28 protein-coding genes and 1 tRNA gene are annotated in these 17998 nt (G+C 67.5%); 23 read left to right on the top strand and 6 right to left on the bottom strand.

From position 1 onward, the window contains the following. Positions 1-47: 47 nt before the first annotated feature. The gene (locus AB5L97_RS14475) at positions 48-701 is read right to left on the bottom strand and encodes a hypothetical protein (RefSeq protein WP_369045165.1); all 654 of its coding nucleotides are present in this window, start codon (positions 699-701) and stop codon (positions 48-50) included. Positions 702-897: 196 nt separating this feature from the next. Here AB5L97_RS14475 and AB5L97_RS14470 point away from each other — a divergent pair, with 196 nt between their 5' ends. Together AB5L97_RS14470 and AB5L97_RS14465 are read left to right on the top strand one after the other, a co-directional pair. After that, complete coding sequence (locus tag AB5L97_RS14470; RefSeq protein WP_307955545.1) at positions 898-1662, top strand: potassium channel family protein; 765 nt, start codon at positions 898-900, stop codon at positions 1660-1662. Positions 1663-1666: 4 nt separating this feature from the next. Beyond that, entirely contained in the window at positions 1667-1894 is a 228-nt protein-coding gene (locus AB5L97_RS14465; RefSeq protein WP_369045164.1) for a hypothetical protein, read from the top strand. Here AB5L97_RS14465 and AB5L97_RS14460 read toward each other — a convergent pair. Continuing rightward, positions 1891-2376 carry a YajQ family cyclic di-GMP-binding protein gene (locus tag AB5L97_RS14460; RefSeq protein WP_307955547.1) on the bottom strand — a complete coding sequence of 162 codons (486 nt, stop codon included), beginning with the start codon at positions 2374-2376 and terminating at the stop codon, positions 1891-1893. The two genes, AB5L97_RS14465 and AB5L97_RS14460, sit on opposite strands and share 4 nt — an antisense overlap. Positions 2377-2537: 161 nt before the next feature. Between AB5L97_RS14460 and AB5L97_RS14455 the strand changes: the two genes are divergently transcribed. Both AB5L97_RS14455 and AB5L97_RS14450 read left to right on the top strand, forming a co-directional pair. Then, positions 2538-2876 (top strand): hypothetical protein, encoded by a 339-nt coding sequence (locus AB5L97_RS14455; protein WP_369045163.1) that lies wholly within the window; start codon positions 2538-2540, stop codon positions 2874-2876. A gap of 116 nt (positions 2877-2992) precedes the next feature. Next, positions 2993-3074 (top strand) — tRNA-Tyr (locus tag AB5L97_RS14450). Between the two features lie 129 nt (positions 3075-3203). Here the strand turns inward: AB5L97_RS14450 and AB5L97_RS14445 are convergent. After that, on the bottom strand, positions 3204-4457 hold the full coding sequence (locus tag AB5L97_RS14445) for a tyrosine-type recombinase/integrase (protein ID WP_369045162.1): 1254 nt from the start codon (positions 4455-4457) through the stop codon (positions 3204-3206). Positions 4458-4471: 14 nt separating this feature from the next. Next, the gene (locus AB5L97_RS14440; protein WP_369045161.1) at positions 4472-5239 is read right to left on the bottom strand and encodes a helix-turn-helix domain-containing protein; all 768 of its coding nucleotides are present in this window, start codon (positions 5237-5239) and stop codon (positions 4472-4474) included. 136 nt (positions 5240-5375) lie between these two features. On the opposite strand from AB5L97_RS14440, the gene AB5L97_RS14435 reads away from it, so the two are divergent. The 16 genes from AB5L97_RS14435 (at position 5376) to AB5L97_RS14360 (ending at position 14405) form a co-directional block, all read left to right on the top strand. Then, a complete protein-coding gene (locus AB5L97_RS14435; RefSeq protein ID WP_369045160.1) occupies positions 5376-5567 on the top strand; it encodes a helix-turn-helix domain-containing protein in 192 nt (63 codons plus the stop codon). 175 nt (positions 5568-5742) lie between these two features. After that, positions 5743-6078 carry a hypothetical protein gene (locus tag AB5L97_RS14430; protein WP_369045159.1) on the top strand — a complete coding sequence of 112 codons (336 nt, stop codon included), beginning with the start codon at positions 5743-5745 and terminating at the stop codon, positions 6076-6078. After that, on the top strand, positions 6075-6368 hold the full coding sequence (locus tag AB5L97_RS14425; protein ID WP_369045158.1) for a hypothetical protein: 294 nt from the start codon (positions 6075-6077) through the stop codon (positions 6366-6368). The genes AB5L97_RS14430 and AB5L97_RS14425 overlap by 4 nt, the downstream gene beginning before the upstream one ends. 13 nt (positions 6369-6381) lie before the next feature. Next, positions 6382-6840: a hypothetical protein gene (locus tag AB5L97_RS14420; protein ID WP_369045157.1), complete on the top strand. Its 459-nt coding sequence runs from the start codon at positions 6382-6384 to the stop codon at positions 6838-6840. Between the two features lie 110 nt (positions 6841-6950). After that, positions 6951-7298: a hypothetical protein gene (locus tag AB5L97_RS14415; protein ID WP_369045156.1), complete on the top strand. Its 348-nt coding sequence runs from the start codon at positions 6951-6953 to the stop codon at positions 7296-7298. Then, a complete protein-coding gene (locus tag AB5L97_RS14410) occupies positions 7298-7969 on the top strand; it encodes a helix-turn-helix domain-containing protein (RefSeq protein ID WP_369045155.1) in 672 nt (223 codons plus the stop codon). The genes AB5L97_RS14415 and AB5L97_RS14410 overlap by 1 nt, the downstream gene beginning before the upstream one ends. A gap of 162 nt (positions 7970-8131) precedes the next feature. Next, the gene (locus AB5L97_RS14405; RefSeq protein ID WP_369045154.1) at positions 8132-8359 is read left to right on the top strand and encodes a hypothetical protein; all 228 of its coding nucleotides are present in this window, start codon (positions 8132-8134) and stop codon (positions 8357-8359) included. 172 nt (positions 8360-8531) lie between these two features. Beyond that, positions 8532-8702: a hypothetical protein gene (locus AB5L97_RS14400; RefSeq protein ID WP_369045153.1), complete on the top strand. Its 171-nt coding sequence runs from the start codon at positions 8532-8534 to the stop codon at positions 8700-8702. Next, positions 8692-9258 (top strand): helix-turn-helix transcriptional regulator, encoded by a 567-nt coding sequence (locus AB5L97_RS14395; protein ID WP_369045152.1) that lies wholly within the window; start codon positions 8692-8694, stop codon positions 9256-9258. Before AB5L97_RS14400 ends, AB5L97_RS14395 begins: the two co-directional genes overlap by 11 nt. Beyond that, on the top strand, positions 9255-9545 hold the full coding sequence (locus AB5L97_RS14390; RefSeq protein WP_369045151.1) for a hypothetical protein: 291 nt from the start codon (positions 9255-9257) through the stop codon (positions 9543-9545). Before AB5L97_RS14395 ends, AB5L97_RS14390 begins: the two co-directional genes overlap by 4 nt. Positions 9546-9642: 97 nt before the next feature. Then, positions 9643-9963, top strand: a complete 321-nt coding sequence (locus AB5L97_RS14385; protein ID WP_369045150.1) for a hypothetical protein — start codon at positions 9643-9645, stop codon at positions 9961-9963. Next, entirely contained in the window at positions 9960-10361 is a 402-nt protein-coding gene (locus tag AB5L97_RS14380; RefSeq protein ID WP_369045149.1) for a helix-turn-helix domain-containing protein, read from the top strand. The genes AB5L97_RS14385 and AB5L97_RS14380 overlap by 4 nt, the downstream gene beginning before the upstream one ends. An 8-nt stretch (positions 10362-10369) precedes the next feature. Beyond that, on the top strand, positions 10370-10642 hold the full coding sequence (locus AB5L97_RS14375; protein ID WP_369045148.1) for a hypothetical protein: 273 nt from the start codon (positions 10370-10372) through the stop codon (positions 10640-10642). Continuing rightward, positions 10642-11259 (top strand): hypothetical protein, encoded by a 618-nt coding sequence (locus AB5L97_RS14370; RefSeq protein WP_369045147.1) that lies wholly within the window; start codon positions 10642-10644, stop codon positions 11257-11259. The genes AB5L97_RS14375 and AB5L97_RS14370 overlap by 1 nt, the downstream gene beginning before the upstream one ends. 43 nt (positions 11260-11302) lie before the next feature. After that, positions 11303-11713 carry a DUF7426 family protein gene (locus tag AB5L97_RS14365; RefSeq protein ID WP_369045146.1) on the top strand — a complete coding sequence of 137 codons (411 nt, stop codon included), beginning with the start codon at positions 11303-11305 and terminating at the stop codon, positions 11711-11713. Positions 11714-11750: 37 nt separating this feature from the next. Continuing rightward, complete coding sequence (locus AB5L97_RS14360; protein ID WP_369045145.1) at positions 11751-14405, top strand: hypothetical protein; 2655 nt, start codon at positions 11751-11753, stop codon at positions 14403-14405. Positions 14406-14462: 57 nt separating this feature from the next. On the opposite strand, the gene AB5L97_RS14355 is transcribed toward AB5L97_RS14360, so the two are convergent. Then, a complete protein-coding gene (locus AB5L97_RS14355) occupies positions 14463-14765 on the bottom strand; it encodes a hypothetical protein (RefSeq protein ID WP_369045144.1) in 303 nt (100 codons plus the stop codon). Between the two features lie 123 nt (positions 14766-14888). Further along, complete coding sequence (locus tag AB5L97_RS14350) at positions 14889-15224, bottom strand: DUF732 domain-containing protein (RefSeq protein WP_369045143.1); 336 nt, start codon at positions 15222-15224, stop codon at positions 14889-14891. Positions 15225-15522: 298 nt separating this feature from the next. Between AB5L97_RS14350 and AB5L97_RS14345 the strand changes: the two genes are divergently transcribed. The 3 genes from AB5L97_RS14345 (at position 15523) to AB5L97_RS14335 (ending at position 17547) form a co-directional block, all read left to right on the top strand. Further along, positions 15523-15783, top strand: a complete 261-nt coding sequence (locus AB5L97_RS14345) for a hypothetical protein (protein ID WP_369045142.1) — start codon at positions 15523-15525, stop codon at positions 15781-15783. Positions 15784-15814: 31 nt separating this feature from the next. Next, the gene (locus tag AB5L97_RS14340) at positions 15815-16561 is read left to right on the top strand and encodes a hypothetical protein (RefSeq protein ID WP_369045141.1); all 747 of its coding nucleotides are present in this window, start codon (positions 15815-15817) and stop codon (positions 16559-16561) included. Positions 16562-17244: 683 nt separating this feature from the next. Beyond that, positions 17245-17547, top strand: a complete 303-nt coding sequence (locus tag AB5L97_RS14335) for a hypothetical protein (protein WP_307955549.1) — start codon at positions 17245-17247, stop codon at positions 17545-17547. Positions 17548-17998: the final 451 nt, after the last annotated feature.

The raw sequence follows: 17998 nt of genomic DNA, 5'->3' as shown, positions 1-17998 counted from the left end.
GCGGTCGCGGACTCGCTCGCGGCCCGTCCCCGCGGCGTCGTGCGCCCCTACTGCCAAGCGAGCGTGAACCAGGCGATCGCTGCGGCGAAGCCGGCGAGCGCGAAGCCGGCGTACCGGCGCGGCGTCCCCGTGGGGTTGCCCCGCGTGAACCCGAAGAACGAGTTCGCGTTGAGGAGATGGAGCAGGAGCGCCCCGGCGAGCAGGCCCACGAGAGCCGAGCGGGGCGCCGTCGTGAGCGCTACGAGGGCAAAGAAGGTGTACTCGGCCACGAAGGCAAGGCGCGGGCGGGACCATAGCCCCCACCCCACGAACCGGTCGCCCCGCCCGTCGCGGCTGCCCACCCGCCCGAGGATCGGCAGGTCTTTACCGTGCACAGGCACGTCGAGGAGCCAGTGCGAGACGGCGCCGAGCCAGAAGGCGATCCCCACCCACGTGCTCTGGTAGATCAGGCCGAAGGCCAAGGCCGGGATGAGCGTGAGTGCTGCCGAGAGGACAAGCGAGTGGGAGTACGGGTACCACGTGAACCGGATCGTGCTCTGGAGCGGGCTGCTCGGGTCGACGCGGACCTTCTCGACGCCGGAGGCCACGAGGCCCGACCACACGACGTCCGGCCAAGCGACCGCTACGGCGATGGGCAACACCGGGGTCTCGGGAGCGACTGCGAGAAGCGCCGCCGCCGCAGCGTAGTGGCCGATGTACATGCGCGGATGCTAGCAGCTGCGCGTGTACGGGTCAGCGGAAGTTGACGAACTACGGCGGCGTGACCGGGCTGCCATGAGGCCGAGTGCCTCGGCGCGGGGCAGCTCGATGCTGGGACTGGGCTGACGGCCTCAGCGTGTCCATTTTGCCGGTCCGCCCTTAGGCGTTGGCTGCGTTCCTTGAGAGTAGCTTTCGGTTATGACGCTCGAACGCTGGCAGAAGATGTCCGAGTGGCCCATGGTGGTGGCCGCGCTCCTGTTCCTCGTCGCCTACTCGGTCCAAGTCATCGCGGATCTCCCCGACAACGAGGGGATCTGGGCTGACGAGGTGGTGTGGGTGGCATGGGCCGTGTTCCTAGTGGACTACGGGGCACGCCTTTGGCTTGCACCGAACCGGCGCCGGTGGTTCGTCCGGAACCTCCATGAGCTGGCGATCCTGGCCTTACCGGCGCTCAGGCCGCTCCGTCTCCTTCGGCTCGTGACACTGCTGAAGGTGGTGTACGGGCGGGCGGGAAACGCTCTGCGCGGGCGGCTGCTGGTCTACGTGATCGCCTCGGCAACCATGCTTGTCTACTGCGGGGCACTCGCCGCCCTGGATGCGGAGCAGAATGACCCGGAAGCCAACATCAAGTCCATCGGCGATGCACTGTGGTGGGCGCTCACGACCATAACGACGGTGGGATACGGCGACCACTACCCAGTCACGATCGTGGGCCGTCTGGCGGCGGCCGGGCTGATGGTTGCGGGTATCGCGGTACTCGGTGTCGTGACGGCGTCGATTGCATCCTGGCTGGTCGAGAGCGTGTCGACCGAGACAGCGGCGAGGGCGAAGGAAGTCACAGACGCGGCCGTGGCAGCAATCGAGGCCATTGACGAGCCCCTCGAGGACCAAATCCGGTCTCTGTCGGACCAGATGGCCAGACTCACAGCAGCCCTCGAGGCCGGGAGGAAGGGCGACTCCTGAGCGGGTGGCGGAGGCCGCTCGTCTCGGCAACGGTCTTGATGATCCGGTCGCAGAGCGAGACGGGCCTCAGCGTCGCCGACGCCGTCGAGAGCGCGCGGACCTCAAGGCCGAGCTGCTCCTTAACCGCAACGCCGCCGGGAACCAGTGGCGCAGCGAGCGCAAGGCCGCCGGGCTCGCCGACCAGTACACCCTGCACGATCTCCGCCACACGCGGCAGAACAGGCCATATTAGCGGAAGTTGATGAACTGCAGGTCGACGTCTTCATAGCCCTTCAGGAGGGCGATCGTCGACTGAAGGTCGTCGCGGGACTTCGAGGACACGCGCAGCTCGTCGCCCTGGATCTGCGCCTTGACGGTCTTGGGTGCCTCGTCGCGGATGAGCTTGGAGATCTTCTTCGCGTGCTCCTGCGAGATGCCCTCCTTCATGGAGGCTTCGAGGCGGTACTCCTTGCCGGAGGCGTAGGGCTCGCCGGCGTCGAGGGACTTGAGGGAGATGCCGCGCTTGATGAGCTTGGACTCGAAGACGTCCAGAACAGCCTTGACCCGCTCCTCCGAGTTGGCCTTCAGGAGGATCTTCTCGCCGCTGAAGTCGATCTCGGCTCCGACGCCCTTGAAGTCGTAGCGCTGGGCGATCTCCTTCTGCGCCTGGTTGAGGGCGTTGGCGACCTCCTGCTTGTCCACCTTGCTGACGACGTCGAATGTCGAATCTGCCATGGAAACCTCCCGGATTCGTGGGTCTGATGCTGCCAACCAGCCTAGCCGCTCGGGCCCGCGGAGAGCCGGAATGCGACGGCCGGGACCCGGGTGAGGCCCCACAGTTCACTCACAGCCGAAGCCCAGTGGGATCGCAAGCGGGACTGGGTACGTTGGATCACATGAACGGCTGGCAGAGGGAGGAACCGGTGGCAAAGGACGCGACAGACCCCGACGGGGATGCGCCCGTGAAGAAGTCGATTGCAGGACGGGCTGCAGCGGCGGCGAGCGGCGTTGTCGCGGTCGCTGCCCTCGCTGCCGGCATCGTGATGTCCCCGGCCCCGGCGCCCTCTGCGCGGCTCAATGGCGTCCATCAGGATCTCGCACGCGCCGTCGCCCTCCGCCAGATCACGGACGAGCAGGCGGCGTTCCTCGAGGCGCAGATCGCCCGCTCGATCTCCTCGGAGGAGGCCTCGCCGACGTCCGGCGCCGCAGGCTCGCGAGACGTTTCGACCGCCTGATTCCGCAGTGCTCGGGCCGATTCGACGCGTGGCCGAATGTTCTGTAAGGTTGTCTTGCTCGCACCGCGGAACACGGCATCGGCCACAAGCCTGCCATAGTCCGAGGAGTGGCGTTCGGCAGATTACCCGAGCGGCCAAAGGGGGCTGACTGTAAATCAGCTGGCATTGCCTACGGGGGTTCGAATCCCTCATCTGCCACAAAATCCCCGGAATTCCGGGGAAATGAGACCCGCTGGAACCTCTACGGAGGGGACGGCGGGTCTTTCGTTTTACCCCCGGACGGGTCGATGTGGGCACAGTGTGAGCACCGCGCTACACGGGGCGTGATCACAGCCCCTCGACGGGCTCCACAACGGGCGCGGGGGAGGGGCGCAGCCAGGACGCGGCGGCCTCGGCGGCACGCGCCGCGGCGTCGTCCATCAGGTGGCTGTACAGGTCCGCGGTGATCGCGATCGTGGAGTGGCCCATGAGCTTGGAGACCATCGCCATGGGCGTGCCGGCGTCGAGCTGGATTGACGCGAAGAGGTGCCGCAGGTCGTGGAACCGCATCGACGGCAGGCCCAGCCGCTTCACGAGCGTCTCGAGCACCTTGGACGGGTAGCCCGGCCGCAGCTGCCGGCCATCCTCGTAGGTGAAGACACGCCCACTGTCCTGGTACGCCTCGGCCCACGCCTCCCGTTCGGCGTCCTGCCGGTCCTTGAGCTTCGCGAGCAGGTCCACGACGTGCGCGGGGATCCCCACGGAGCGCTCGCCCGCGGTGGTCTTTGGCTGTCCCTCGCGTACCTCGTTGCCCACCTGCACGAGGTTCCGGCGCACGGACAGGCGCCCCTCGACCAAGTCCACGTCCTCCCACCGGAGCCCGCACAGCTCGCCGCGCCGCAGGCCGGTCATGATCGCGACCTCATACAGGTCCCCGAGCCGGTGCTCATGCGCAGCCTCGAGGAACCGCAGCGTGTCGTCCCTGCCCCAGACCTTCACCTGGTCGTGCGCGGCGTCGGGCAGGTCCGCCCGGGAGGCCGGGTTGAAGTCGAGCATGCCGCGCTTGACCGCCGAGGAGAGCGCCGAGCTCAGCGTGGCGTGGATCCGCCGCACGGTGGTCGCGCCGCGGCCCGCGTCCCGCAGGGAGTCCACGAACCCCGCGACGTCGTTGCGGGTGAGCTTCACCAGGCGCTTGTCCCCGAGCACGGGCACGATGTCCTTGACGAGATATGAGCGGTACATGCGTGCCGTGGACGGGCGCAGTTCGCCCTGCCGTTCCTGCCGGTCCATCCAGTCCGTCAGGAACTCGCCCACGGTCGTCTTGTCGAAGAACCGGTCGCCCTGCCCCTTGTACTTCTTCCCGGCGGCCTCGCGGGCCTCCTTGGCCTCCTTCGCCGTCTTGTAGCCCCACTCCTGGACGTAGCGGCGCTTCGTCTTACCCGGCGCGCCCGGCTGGGGATCGGGGACGGATCCGGCGGAGAACCGGAACCCCCACGACCCGTGGCGCGGGTTCGCCATCTGTGGGCAGCGTGTCGCGGCCGTCGTGCCGTACACCTTCCCGCTCTCGTCCCGGCAGCCACAGCGCCGGCTCACATCAGCCATGCTCGTTCCTCTCCCTACATCAGGCGCCGAGGCTTGGCCTCGGCTTGTTCGTCGGGTTCGTTGTCTGTTGGAGGGGCGACCATTTCGTCGAAATCGGGGTCATCGACCCCTTCAATGAACACGCCCCTGAGGCTCGGTGGCCGGCGAGCCTCTGCAGCCGCATCGAGCTGGATGAGGAGCTCGCGGCGTCTGCGTTCGATCGGTTCCTCGGCACCATTCCCAACCTCGAACCGTGGGCCCTCGTAGGGCTGACTATCAAGCTCCAACCATCGTGCGATGAGCGCATCCTGATTCGGCTCGGCCAGCCTGTCGGCGTTCGCGGCCCATGCCAACTCCCCAAGCCGCCACGGAGTGCGCCGTTCCAACTCCTCGAACTCCCGGTCGAGGACTCCGCGCTCCTTTCCATCATCTGTTCGGTCCCTTAGGCGGCCCAGAAGATCCAGAGCCTCATGGCGTCGTTTGACATATTCCACGAGTGCCTCCATCGCCGCCCGGTAGGCCTGGTCAGCGTTGCGGAACGCCCGTTCCGCGATCACCGGGAGCTCGGCCTCCGGGTCATCCACCGCGAGCTCTTCGGCTCGGATGCGTAGGGCACGGGCCGCGGCGAGACCTTCCGAGAACTTGAGCGTCCGTGTTCCTGCTTCAACCTTCGCGATCGTCGTCTTATGCATGCCCGGCACACCGGCCTGAGTGAGGGCGTCGGCCAGCTCGGTCTGGGACATTCCCAGCGCTTCGCGGAAGCGTCTTAGGTTCTGCCCGAGTGTGGTGTCTTTCTCTTCCATGCCTTCAAGCATAGGACGGTATCGGCCAAAACGGCAACCCACGAAAGTTGCTGCAACAGGGACAGCGTGGTAGGATGGGGACATCATCAAGTTCCCAATGCGGGAACTTCGGAAGATCAGAGACGAGGAGAGCCCGTTGAAGACGGAGAACGACCACACCCCGCTCAAGGTCGATGAGGCCGCGGCACTGGCCGGCATCGGCCGGAACGCCTTCTACACCGCGGTGGCAGCCGGCACGATCCCTGGCGTGCTTCGCATCGGCCGCAGCATTCGGATCAGCCGCAAGGCGTTCCTCGCCTGGCTCGACGGCGGCACGGAGGCGGCCTAGTGCCGCAAAGAGGGAAGCGGCCCGCACATTGCACTGTGCGAGCCGCCAGAGGATCCATCAACCCAGTCAAGAGGAGACGATCACTTTGAGACAGTCTACCAGCGCAGCCGCTCGAGTTAAAGGGCGGCATGGACACGAGGCATCTGATGCCTCCTCAGCTCACCAGCCCCTGACCTTGGCAAACACTGCCGATTCGCACGGTGTGAGCACGGCCCACATGTACGCACCCGGCCGCCCTGCAGTGCTCGAGGTCCCCGACTGGTTCCCCGAGGCGTGGGCGATCCTCGAAGCCCGCGCCGAGCTGCCCGGCACCTTCACCGTGGACGACCTCTGCGACGACGGCATGGCCCGCCCTGACCGGCCCTCGGACCTCGGCGCGTTGTTCCGCAAGGCACAGAGGGCCGGGATCATCCAGCAGGCCGGCTTCGTCGTCAGCCGCCGCAAGGAGCGCCATAAGGGTCCGGTCCGCGTCTGGATCGGCACCGAGCACACGGGCGAGGCCGCGGCATGAGCACGACATGGTCCAACCACAACCGCCAGCAGCTCGCCGACGCAGAGCATGACATCGCTGTGCGTGTCGTTGAAGGCCTCCCGCCCCGTCCCGAAGACGTCGAGACGGTCCGCCGCCTCCTCGCCAAGCGGCACGCCTACCTCGAGGCCACAGAGCCCAAGCTGGCCGCCCAGGTCAGCAAGCTCTCAGACCTCGCACCCAACCGCCCCGATCCCGCGCAGCTCGAAGCTGGGCATCTCGGGGATCCCGAATCCTCGCCCGCAACCGACGACGACAACAACAACTTCTGAGGAGAGAACCACCATGACCACCACCCAGCACGAGAACACCACCCGCGACTTCTTCACAGCCGTCCCCGCTGACCGCCTCACCCAGGAGCGGGACGTGCTCGAACTCGCCCGCGTCGTCCTGCGCAACCGCCGCGACGGCCGCAGCGTCGACGCCATCCGCGGCCAGCTCCGCGCCCTCTTCGCCGAGGGCCTCGACGCCGGCCAGGTCCTCAGCGCAGCGCTGCGCACGGCCTCGCACACGGCACCGGCCGCCCCGACCGCGCCGGACAAGCGCACCACGCCCAACCAGTACCTCGACGCCGACGCCGACGGATACCGCATCGTGTTCGGCTTCGCAGCCGTCGGCGACGGCGAGCCCGTCCTCGAGCTCGTCTCGCGGGAACAGGACCAGACCGAGATCACCCGCGCCGAGTGGGACGCGCTCAAGGCCGCCGTGGACGCGTCCTGGCCCGAGCGCATCGACGCCGACTAGACCGGCAGCGCGGCGGAGGGAAGGCCGCCGCACCGCCTCGCCGTGGCCCGGGGATGAGCTCCCGGGCCACGGCCCAACCCCCAAGACCCCTACGAACGGAACACACTCCCGTGAACCTTCCAGAGCTCGACCCCCTCGCACCCCTACCCGCCGCCGTCGTGCCCGTGAGCAACGACTGGGCCCTCTCCGAATGCGTCGCCTCAGACGGGACAGTGACCTTCTGGCTGCTCGCCGCGCATCCCGGCGAGCGGGCTGGCAATGCCTCGGCTGACTCAGCGCCCCACGAACAGAGCGGGCGTCTCCCAGACGATCTCCGCCGCCGCCTCGGCCTCGAGTGCGGCGCCCTGTCCTCCACCACCGGACGCCCGTGCCGGAACCTCGTCGCCACGTTCGGCGAGCGCTGCACCCATCACAGAGGAAAGCCCCAGTCCGCCCCCGGACAGGAGGAACTCTTCTGATGGAACTCGACCAGTGGATCCGGTGGGCTCTCGCCGCAGACCTTCCTAGCAGCCGCGCCATCGGCCAGCACGCTGTTGGCCGCGTACTCGTGGCCCTTGCCGTCTACGCGAACCGTGACGGTATCGCCTGGCCCTCGACCTACACGCTCGCCGACGACGTGTCTGGGCTCAGCCGCAGGGACGTCCGCAATGCCCTTGAAGCGCTCGAGGCCTCCGGGGTCATCTCCAAGGCCGGCAAGGCTGGCCGCGCTACGCGCTGGCACCTCAACTCGACCGACGAACAGGCGGGGAATCCCGCCGATCGACAGGCGGGCGAATGGGCGGGCGAACAGGCGGGTAACCAGGCGGGCGAACAGGCGGGGGAATGGGCGGGGGGATCGGCGGGATATCCCGCCCCTAACAGAACTGAAGAGAAAAGATCTCGACGACGAAGCGCGATCGCCGACGAAGACAACCCGGCCAGGGCAAACAGGAACGCCGTTCCCTTTAGCTCCGAGGCATCCGCGCCGCGTTGCCAGAGCGACGCGTCCGCGAGCACCGGCGGATGGGGCGGCAGATGGGAAGGGCACGCCGGCTTCGAAGAGGGCGAAGACCCCGAGCCGGCCACCACAGGAGGCTGGGGCAGTGGCAGCACCCTAGGAGGCTGGGGCAGCAGCTATGGCAACTTCTGAGCCCACCAGCACCGTCCCCCCCGGATGGATCTGCCCGCCGTGGCTCAAGCCATTCAGCAAAGACGAGCTCCGTCTTCTCGCCGAACGTCAAGACGCCCGCAACCGAGAACTCCGAAACACCATCACCAGACTCCGCGCCCAGCTCGACCAGGAGACCCAGCCGTGAACCGACACCCCGACCCCATCACCGGCTCCCCCATCATCAAGCGCGCCCTCCGCACATGGCCCGACTACGCCGTCAGGCCCCTCCTCCTCGAAGCCCTCATCTGCGCACAACGCAACGCCCGGCTCGCGCAGCTGCGCTACGAAGCCGCCAGACGGTCACTCGAAGCCGTGGCCAGTCGCGCCGAGGCCCCCGCATTGCCCGTTGAGCCGCAGGAGGCAGCGTGAGCGGCTATCTCGTCACCCGCCCTATCCGCGGCGCCTGCGCGTCTTGCAACGGCACAGAGCGGCGGGTGAGGCCCGAGGAGGGCGGCCGCGTCGTGTCCGTCCGCATCACCCACGAGCCCGACTGTCCCGCCCTCGCAGCCCGCCGGAACCGCACCGACAAGGAGACCAAGCCTTGAGCAAGACGAAACGCAAGAACGCGCCCGGACACCAGCCCCTCACGCCCCGCTACATCGAGAGCCTCGCCCGGTCTCTGGTCCGCCGAGGGCTCGCCTCCAAGGACATCCTGGAGGGCAGGGCCCCGGCAGGCGTCTACCGCGGCGAAGAGGCACACGGTGGGTCGTGACCTCCGCGGCCGCACCGGCGACGAGGAGCAGGCCCGTCTCGCCGCCGGCCTCGGTGCTGAGCTCCGACGCCTCCGCCACGCCCACGGGCTCACGCAGCAGCGACTCGGTGACCTCGCCGGCATCGGCCGCTGGCACGTCTCGCACCTCGAGCTGGGGAAGCGCAGGCCGTCCGTGGACGCCCTCGCAGCACTCGCCCGGGTGCTCGGCTCACCGCTGGCCCACGAGGGCCTCCTAGACCACCTCGCGGACCTCACCGGGGACAGCCTCCGCGCCACGGTGCCACGGAAACGCCGACGCCCCACGAACAAGCACCGCCTCCAAGCGGTCGCGCAGCTCGAGCAGCAGACCGCATGGGCCCGGCTCGAGGTCCAGCGCCGCGAAGGGATCGGGATCCCCGTCCCCGAGCACCTCCGCAAGCTCGCCGACGGGACCGCGCTGGAGAACGCCCGCGCCGTCCTGGCATTTGACAGCAGATCAGCCAGCCGGCCCCTGACCAGCACAAACACCCGCCGTGATGCCACGGTGAGCACACCAGAGAGGCGGCACACGCCGTGAAAGACGAATCCCAGATCGTCATGCACAACCTTCACCAGTACGGGATCCCCACCGGCGCCGAAGGCCTCGCTCTCGCCTTGACGTGGTTCGAGGGCCAGAAGGTCGCCGCGCTCATGGACCCGGCCGCCGCGCAGATGGCCCTCGCGGCCCACCGCATGGGCGACGGGGACACGGTGCGCACCGATGGGTCTCTTGTCAACTGGGTGGCCCTCGGCTGGCCCGAGGACTGGCCCGACGGCCGGGCCCCGCAGTGGGCGGCCGTGTACCCCGTGCGGGGCAACCGTTGACCGGGCAGGCACACGGTACGAACCGAACGTGCGCGTACGAAACGGTTTCGGCACCGCTCCGCGTACGCGTACGGCACGCACCTCGACGGGGGGCGTGATGGAACTCTTCTGCACGGTCGCGATCTTCAAGCACCGCATCCCGCCCGCCACCGAACCGGAAGACCGCACCGCCCTCGCGATCGTCACCACCGCGAGCGCGGACGGCGGTATCCGCGAGGTCCGCTGGGCAGTCATCGACGGCGACTACGCACGCATGCTGGCCCACGCCAACGCCGACGACCCGGACACCCGGCCGTTCATGCCCGAGAGCGCACAGCTGACCGGGTGGATGCTCGGCTACCCGGACCCGCGGCACCTCGGCTCGCTTGACCCGTTCGCGAGGGCCTCCACCGCACCCCCAGCCGGGGCAGGCGAATGAGCGGGCGCACCTGGTTCAACGTCCGCACGGACGGCTCCGTCGTCTTCCGAGCCGAGGACTGGGGCAGGCTCGCCGCCTACGTATCCCGCAAGGTCCGCGAGGACGCGCAACGCAACGGCGGCGGGTACAGCCCCCTTCTGCTCGGCTTCGTTGACGCGGCCCAGACCGCTGAGCACCTCATGTTCGCCTTCGCGCCCGAGGCCCGACCTGAGGTTCCGTTGTCGGAACTCGACAAAGGCAAGCCTGAGAAAATGTGGGTATCCGCCAAAGAGGCGGCCAAACGCAACGGCTGCAGTGTCGAGTACATGCGCCGGATCGCGAGGCGAGGGCAGGTCCCCGCCCGACGCGCCGGCCGCGAATGGCTCATCGACCCGGAGGCCGTCCGAACCCCGGAGTAACCCCCACCATGGCCAAATACGTCCTGAACCCGCACGGCGTCGTCCACTCCCTCACCGAGGCGGACTACGACAACTACCTCACCGAGTGGGTCGACGGGCGCCCGTACCTCAAGCACGGGTACACCGAGCTGACCGAGGCCGAGGCCAAGACCCGCCACCCGCAGCTCTTCGGCGCCCCCGACCCAGCCGTGCTCAAGCACCAGACCGTTGAGGAGCTCGCCAGGGCCGCGCAGCGCCAGCGGCTCGAGAGCGAGATCCTCGGCAACGGGACGGCCGAGTAGTGGCCGCCCGCAAGTCCCCGCTGCCCGCAGACCCCGGCACGCCCGGCGCGATCATCGAGGCCGCCGAAGAGGACGTGCGCACCGCCGAGGAGCACGCCGCAGCCCTGGAGGCAGCGGCCCGCGCCGGCGACGACACCGTCACCGCGGACGACGTCGAGGCCGCCCACAAGAACGCCCGGTGGGCCCGGATCCGCCGGGATGCCGCGGAGGTCAAGGCCAAGGCCCTCGCCGATGAGCTCGCCCGGCAGGCGTACGCCGACCTCCTCGCCCAGTACCTCGAGACGGCGTGCGGCGACCCGTCCGGCGAGATCGCCGCCATCCTCGACCAGGTCCGCCCGGCACTGCAGCAGGCGATAGCGCTCGTCGCCGAGAAGAACCGCGCCGTCTACCAGATCGGTAAGTACCTCTCCAACGAGGCGAACTACCGCGACCCCGCGGACGGCGTCATGGGCTACGCGAACCCGTACGAGCCGGCTACCGCGTACCTCGAGTACCAAGGACGCCGGGCCGGGTTCGTGCCCAGCACGGCAATCCTGTCGAGCCTCCTCCGCCCGATCAAGAGCGAGCTCCTCGCGGCGGCCGGCGGCATGGCCGACGACTTCCTCAAGGCCCTCTGACCCGCTGGACACCGGTTATGACACCCCTTGAGAGGACCGCCCGTTGGCTTTCGCACCGCTAGAAGAGATAGAGCCGCCGATCGTCCTGACGATCCGCGGCAACGAGTACACCCTGCCCGTGCTCATGCTCGACCAGATCAGGGCCCTCAACGAGCGACTCACGGGAGGCGCCACGCCCGCGGACCTCGCCAAGCTCCTCCTCGGCGACGAGCTCCTCGGCAAGCTCGCCGCAGACGGGGCCTCGCTCGGGTTCGTGGAGCGCGTCATCCTCGTGGCCCTCGCCGAGGCCAAGTTCGGACGGGACTACGCCGAGGCCGTATGGGCAGACCCAAGCCGCATCCTGGCCTTCGTCAACGCAGCCAAGGTCGCCGCCGAGGCCGCCGCGGGCGCGACGTCCGGTGCTCACGAGGTGCCCACGGCCGATGTTTCCCCAGATCAGGGCCCGGTGAGCTGACAAGTGGTCAGATCACCGCGACGAGGAGAGTCAAGCAATGCCCAGTGAGGGACCCACAACCGCGGGCTCTATCAATGCCGTGCTCAAGCTCGACGCCGACCAGTTCGAGCGGGGCATGCGGCAGGCCGCCGAGCTCGCGGACCGGCTCGATGGGCGCGACATCCACGTCAACGCACGCGCCGACGTCGCCGAGGCCATCACTCAGATGGAAGCGCTGCGTGCTGCCGAGGAGCGCGTCTCCGCCGCTGACCGGGTGCACACCTCAACCGGGGCCGCCTCAACCGTCGCGACCGACGTGCAGACCGCAGCGACCCGGGAAGCCACCGCGGCGACCAACACCAACACGGCTTCCACACGGGCCAGCACTGACGCACACAAGGGCTTCGGTGAAGCGCTCAAGGAGAACGTCTCGCCCCTGCAGGCGTTCATCGCCTTGGCACCGCTCGCGGCGGGCGGCGCGGCGACGATCGGTGCGGGGGCCATCGGCCTGGGCGCTGCGTTCGGCGTCATGGCCGGCGCCGGCATCGCCGCCGTCGTGGGCATCAAGAACGAGATGGCATCAGGCACCGCATACGGCGCCGCCTACACCGCGGGCCTGTCCAAGGTCGGCGAGGGCCTGAACGTCATGACCCACACCGGGGCGCTGGCGTTCCTCGACTCCTTCAACTCGGGCATCGCGTCCATCACGCCCCGCCTGCCCTACCTGAACCAGCTTGTCGCCGAGGGCGCCACGTCCCTGGGCCACATGGGCGCCAGCCTGACCGAGGGCCTCATGGTGGGCCTGGAGAAGATGGGCCCCCTGATCACGGCAGGGTCCACCGCTCTCGAACACTTCATCGGGTGGCTGTCCTCCATGCCCGCGGACAACGGGTTCGACCAGTTCGTCGCGTACGCCACCGCGAACCTGCCCTCGGTGATCCAGCTCGTGGAGTCCCTCGTGACCACCGCCGGGCACATCATCGCCGCGTTCGCCCCCGTCGGGCCCCTCGTCATTGGGCTCCTGCAGGGCATCACCAACGTCCTGAACGCCCTGCCCCTGCCGGTGCTCGCCGGGCTTGTCAGCACGGCCACGGCCATACCCGTCGCGTTCGGCCTCGCGAAGACTGTCGTCGAGGCGTTCGGGGAGACCGCGCTCATCTCCTCGATGAAGGTGACGGTCTTCGGCGCGGCGATCAACCTCGCCGTCCCGGTGGTCGGCATTCTCGTGGCCGCCCTGGCCGGGCTGACGATGGGCATCACGGCAGCGGCCATGTCCCAGCAGCAGGCCATCCCCACCGCGCAGGAGTACGCGACCGCGCTCGAGCGGGACGGCAACGCCGTGGGTGAGTACACGACCAAGCTCGCCGCGAAGAACCTCGCCGAGGCCGGCGGCTACGACGCCGTGTCCAAGCTGGGCCTCGGCACCGATGTCCTCACCCGCGCCGTGTCCGGCAATGCCGATGCTCTCAAGATCGTGCGCACCGCCATTGACGGTGCGAAGAAGGCCTACGACGATGCGAACGCCGCCGCTCTCGCCTCCCAGGGCGCCACCGGGGGCGCCACGGACAAGATGGCCGAGCAGCGCGAGGCAGCCATCAAGCTGGCACCCATCCTCGAGGGCAACGCCAAGGCGATCACCGACGCCCAGCACGCCAACCAGCAGTACTCAGACGCCGTCCAGGGGTCCACCGACGCCCAGAAGCAGCACCAGCTCGCGACCGCTAAGACCGCCGGGGTACTCAACACCACGTCCGCCGCCGTGGAGGCCGCGACCGCATCGCAGCAGCAGAACAAGGACTCCGCTGACGCGACCACGCTCGCCTACCAGATCGAGGGCAACGCCGCCGGCCTCCTCAAGCAGGCCTTCGACACGCTCAACGGCAAGACCCTGTCCCTCGCGGAGGCGCAGACTGGCGCCGCTGCCGCGGCCAACGCGGTCACCGACTCGTTCCGCCAGAACGGGGAGGCGATCGACGGCTCGTCCAAGGCCGCGGTCGCGAACCAGCAGGCCATCCAGGGCAAGGTGAAGGCCGACCAGGCGGCCGCGCAGGCCACCGCCGAGGCCACCGGGTCCACCGAGCAGGGCACTGCCGCCTACGCGGAGGCCAAGACCCAGCTCGAGAAGAACATGCAGTCCCAAGGCCTGCTCACGGACAAGGTGCAGGCGTACATCGACAAGCTGTACGACGTCAACGACTTCAAGCCCCAGCCGACCAAGTTCGAGGCGGACACCGAGGCCGCGCTGGCGAATATCGCGTTCCTGAAGAACCAGATCGACTCCATCCACGACAAGACGGTCACCATCACGACCGTGAACAGCGGGGACGGTGCCAACGCTCCGGGCAACACGACGGGCCTCGTCCACGCCAACGCCACAGGCGGGTGGGCTGGCACGGGTCCGGCGTACTTCGCCGACGGTGGGGTCGCGTCACGCTACGCGAGGGGTACGGACACGATCCCGACGATGCTCTCACCGGGTGAGTTCACGGTGAAGGCGTCATCCGCCTCGCGTATGCCCGCCGGGTCGCTGGACTACATCAACCGCACCGGGCAGCTCCCACCGCAGGGCGCTGCGGCGCCGGCCAACATCACGGTCTACGTCACCAACCCGTTCACCGGGGAGCAGGTGCGGGCCGTCGTGTCCTCCGTCGCGGACGACCGTATCGGCGCCGCCGTGCGCGACGCCTCCTACCTACGACCAGGCATCGCCTGATCCTGTACCCTTAACGGCGAGTGCCCGGCCGCTGCCCCCCATGGCGGCCGGGCACTGTCACGCCCGCCCGAGCCACTGAGGTTCGATGGTCCGGCGCCTCACCCACCGGGCCTCCGTCCAGAGCTCCATAGCGGCCGGGTGATAGCCCTGGTGCCCGACGTACTGCACGAGGACATGGTCCCGCGTCCAAGCCTTGGCGAAGCCCTTCTCGGTGCGCTCGGAACCGTCCGGGAAGCGGAGCCGCACCCAGACCGGGAGAGCCTTGACAGGCCGCGTAGCGGGCCCATCAGGCGCCGGCAGGGACAGAGGCGCGGCGGAGACATGTAGGGGCGCTGTGGGCGCGCTGTGGGCCATCTCCATGGCGGCATGGTGACACCGGGCACCGACAATTTGAAGCCTTCGCGTCCGGCGTGCTCACACCGTGCGGGAGGCCAGAGTTTCCGCAGATCAGAGGCCAGTGTGCTGATACGCCATCAGCGTGCCCTAGTGGCGGGCGTTGTACTCGGGGCAGTACGCGGACGTAGCCAGCCCGATGATCGACCCGGCATCGCCGGCGCTCACCTTCATTGTCGCCATGAGGTAGGCCGCCTCATCCCGAAGGCTCGTTCCGGCCCGATAGGAATCGCACACCGACTTCGCTAGGGCGACCCCGGAATCCTGGTTGCCGTCCGGAAACTGCTTGTGCCAGAGCTCTCGGAACACCTGTTCTGCCTGTGCCGATGCGGACGCGGACTGCTCCGCCGGCGACGGGCCGGCCGCACACCCGGTCATCAGCAGCAGAACCCCCAATGCCGCCGCAGCGGCCACCTTGTTCTCCATGGGCGAAGGGTAGGCCCTGCCACCGACATTTCAGAGGGGCCAGTTCAAGACTTGCCTTGGGGATGTGGAAGGGGGCGCGTCGGCCCCACCGCAGGTCACGACAGGTCACGATTTGAACCAGGGGTTGATTGGGTACTTTGGTACCCGGGTATACTCCTCATCAAGAGAGGAACCTAGACAATCCTCGACATAACCAACCACACGGCCTTCCACCTGAAGCAGTCTTGGCTGCCGCGCACCCAGTGACGGGCCACTTAAACCCATAGCTCTTAGAACTCAACTAGAGAGGGCACGCACCATGGCGACTGTTGCCCCAATCAAGGTCGACGCCGAGACCGATCGTCTCATCTCCCATGCCGCACACTTCCTCGGCACCAACAAGAAGGCCATCGTGGACGAAGCAGTCCGCGAGTACATCGACGCGCACCGCGACGAGATTAATCAAGCGGTGCTCGTTGCCCTCAAGCAGATCGACGGCACTAAGGCCTCGATGGTTTCCGTACTGACCGGTCTGAGCCGCGAAGAGCTCGATGAGCTCGGAGGTGTCCCCGAAGCCTGACCATGGGGCGTCCCGGCATAGTATGGCCCCTATGACCAGCACTGGGGACGCTGTCCGTCCGACCTTTCGAGTCCTTGTTGACCTCGGGATTGCTGTGCCACAGCTTGATGTGGCACTTCCCTCGGTGGACCACCCTCTGGTTGAGAAGGCCCAAACGGTGCCCGCGCAGTGCAGCGCTGACCCGCCTGAGAAGATCCGGGCAATCGAAGATGCCCATTGGTACAAGGTGAAGGCCGGCCAATACCGTGGAGGCGTGACAGAGCTGGCGACAACGCCAGATGAGATGCCAGCCAGATGGTGGCTCGGGTTGGCCGGCTTGCGTCAGGCCGACAGTCCTCAGAGGAATTTCTACGACAACCTTCCAGCGGATTCAGTCTCGCGGTTTCCTGTCGACAAGGACTGGCGACGTTTCGAAGCCGAGCTTGCTTTGGCAGCGGTGGACGCCTCGCGGCGGACCGTTCGCAAGGCGGCTTACATCAGTCTCACCCAGGGCGCCGTGGCGTGTTTCAAGCTGGGGACGTCCATGGAAGTCCGGGCGCGGATCCGAGCTGAGGAGAACGGAGACGCCTATCTCTCGCTCGGTGGGTGCGGCATCTATGATCCGATGCACTTTGCCTTGATCTTGGGCGCGTTCCCCGGGATCAGTTCTGATGATTGGATGTTCGAGCCGTCTGAGGTCTTGGGTCTTGAACTTGAGCCAGGGGAGATCATGTACTCGACTATCTTCCCGCCCGAGCTCCAGCACGCCTTGTTCGAAGAGTTCGGGGACGACGACTAGGCGCGTTCGTGTGGGCACAGTGTGAGCACCAGCCACACGACAGGCCTCGAATCTGGGCACCACGGGCGGGGACCCGGAACCCCGGAAATCCGCGCCAGACACGGGAAGCAGGGACCATCCGAAACACCCCGTGACGGCCGCCGAGTGACTGTAAATCAGCTGGCATTGCCTACGGGGGTTCGAATCCCTCATCTGCCACAAAATCCCCGGAATTCCGGGCCTGTTGGACCCGCTAGAACCTCTACGGAGGGGACAGCGGGTCCTTCTTTTTGCCCTCGGACGGGTCGATGTGGGCACAGGGTGAGCAGGCCTTGCCCACGGGTGTGCTCACTAGCCTTGCCTGGCCTCGGGCTGGATTAGCGCGAACAGTAAGCCGCAGCTCGTGGATCGGTCCGGACCGGTGCTCCTCGGCCCCCGGAACCGACGAGTGAGTGCTCCAGCTTTCAAGTGATTCGGGCCCCCTGGGCTAGCGCCAGCGCGCCGACGACTGGCCAGTCCGCCATTTTGGTTTGGCCGGTGTTTATAGCTGCGTTCTCCGGGTATTGACCTCCAGACCCGGGTAATGAGCCGCAAGCGGGGAGCGCGCGCCCCTCACGGTGAATACTATTCAAGATGGCAATTTTATTGACCTCGCTACGCATCTCTGCGTAGCGTAGACCAGACCTAATCATAGGAGGTAAATCATGAGAATCATGAAGAAGTCCTTTGCAGGTGCAGCGCTTGCCGGCTCCCTACTGTTGGCTGGGGGACTGGCGGCGCCAGCCCAGGCCGCGAATCAGGCGCAGAGCGGACTGGTCAATGTCCAAGTTGGTGACGTGAGTGTTCTCAACAATGCGAACGTCGGCGTCGCTGCCCAGGTCGCAGCCAATGTGTGCAACGTGGCGGTCGGCCCGGTGGCCGTACTCGCGCATCAGGCCGCGACGACGGGCGTCAGCCAGACGGTCTGCACGACGCCAACAGGGCCTGTCACCATTGCTCATGCCTAGCTGACGTTTGCTTTCGTCGCGGGCGTGACGAACGCGTTTCAGGGGTCACCCATTTGCCGGCCAAGAAGGCTCGCGAGTGGGTGACCCTTTTGTTGTGTCCCGCACCAAGTCGAGGCTATTCGACAGTCGCTGGAATTCACACGTTTATTTCTCCTGCTACTGGGTAAGAGTGGCCGGGGGGCGCTATTAATTCATGATGAACGGGGTAGGACCGGATCCCGTTTGGCTGGTTCTATTGGGTTTTCCGCGTACTCCACGGTTTCGCGGGGATCTTTTCTGGGTATTGGTCCAGGTTTTCTGGGTATTGGTCCAGGCGAAAAGGTCCATCCGTTGTCCCGCCGGTGATGAATTGGCCGATCTGTTGCGTCGTGATGGGGGCGCGCCGTCGCAGTGAGTTCCGGGTGGTCGCCGCCACCGTGCGTGCGGGGGCCCGATGATGTGGCCGGGTGCC

Origin of the sequence: Sinomonas sp. P10A9, from assembly GCF_041022165.1 — a bacterium.
In the GTDB taxonomy this organism is placed as follows: Bacteria; Actinomycetota; Actinomycetes; order Actinomycetales; family Micrococcaceae; genus Sinomonas; species Sinomonas puerhi.
The sequence above is the reverse complement of the archived record's forward strand: the minus strand, read 5'-3'. Positions and strand labels throughout refer to the sequence as shown.

Coding starts and splice junctions, on each gene's coding strand:
- AB5L97_RS14475 (WP_369045165.1), bottom strand. CDS start 701: ATGTACATCGGCCACTACGCTGCGGCGGCGGCGCTTCTCGCAGTCGCT.
- AB5L97_RS14470 (WP_307955545.1), top strand. CDS start 898: ATGACGCTCGAACGCTGGCAGAAGATGTCCGAGTGGCCCATGGTGGTG.
- AB5L97_RS14460 (WP_307955547.1), bottom strand. CDS start 2,376: ATGGCAGATTCGACATTCGACGTCGTCAGCAAGGTGGACAAGCAGGAG.
- AB5L97_RS14455 (WP_369045163.1), top strand. CDS start 2,538: ATGAACGGCTGGCAGAGGGAGGAACCGGTGGCAAAGGACGCGACAGAC.
- AB5L97_RS14445 (WP_369045162.1), bottom strand. CDS start 4,457: ATGGCTGATGTGAGCCGGCGCTGTGGCTGCCGGGACGAGAGCGGGAAG.
- AB5L97_RS14440 (WP_369045161.1), bottom strand. CDS start 5,239: ATGGAAGAGAAAGACACCACACTCGGGCAGAACCTAAGACGCTTCCGC.
- AB5L97_RS14425 (WP_369045158.1), top strand. CDS start 6,075: ATGAGCACGACATGGTCCAACCACAACCGCCAGCAGCTCGCCGACGCA.
- AB5L97_RS14420 (WP_369045157.1), top strand. CDS start 6,382: ATGACCACCACCCAGCACGAGAACACCACCCGCGACTTCTTCACAGCC.
- AB5L97_RS14410 (WP_369045155.1), top strand. CDS start 7,298: ATGGAACTCGACCAGTGGATCCGGTGGGCTCTCGCCGCAGACCTTCCT.
- AB5L97_RS14385 (WP_369045150.1), top strand. CDS start 9,643: ATGGAACTCTTCTGCACGGTCGCGATCTTCAAGCACCGCATCCCGCCC.
- AB5L97_RS14380 (WP_369045149.1), top strand. CDS start 9,960: ATGAGCGGGCGCACCTGGTTCAACGTCCGCACGGACGGCTCCGTCGTC.
- AB5L97_RS14375 (WP_369045148.1), top strand. CDS start 10,370: ATGGCCAAATACGTCCTGAACCCGCACGGCGTCGTCCACTCCCTCACC.
- AB5L97_RS14360 (WP_369045145.1), top strand. CDS start 11,751: ATGCCCAGTGAGGGACCCACAACCGCGGGCTCTATCAATGCCGTGCTC.
- AB5L97_RS14355 (WP_369045144.1), bottom strand. CDS start 14,765: ATGGAGATGGCCCACAGCGCGCCCACAGCGCCCCTACATGTCTCCGCC.
- AB5L97_RS14350 (WP_369045143.1), bottom strand. CDS start 15,224: ATGGAGAACAAGGTGGCCGCTGCGGCGGCATTGGGGGTTCTGCTGCTG.
- AB5L97_RS14345 (WP_369045142.1), top strand. CDS start 15,523: ATGGCGACTGTTGCCCCAATCAAGGTCGACGCCGAGACCGATCGTCTC.
- AB5L97_RS14340 (WP_369045141.1), top strand. CDS start 15,815: ATGACCAGCACTGGGGACGCTGTCCGTCCGACCTTTCGAGTCCTTGTT.
- AB5L97_RS14335 (WP_307955549.1), top strand. CDS start 17,245: ATGAGAATCATGAAGAAGTCCTTTGCAGGTGCAGCGCTTGCCGGCTCC.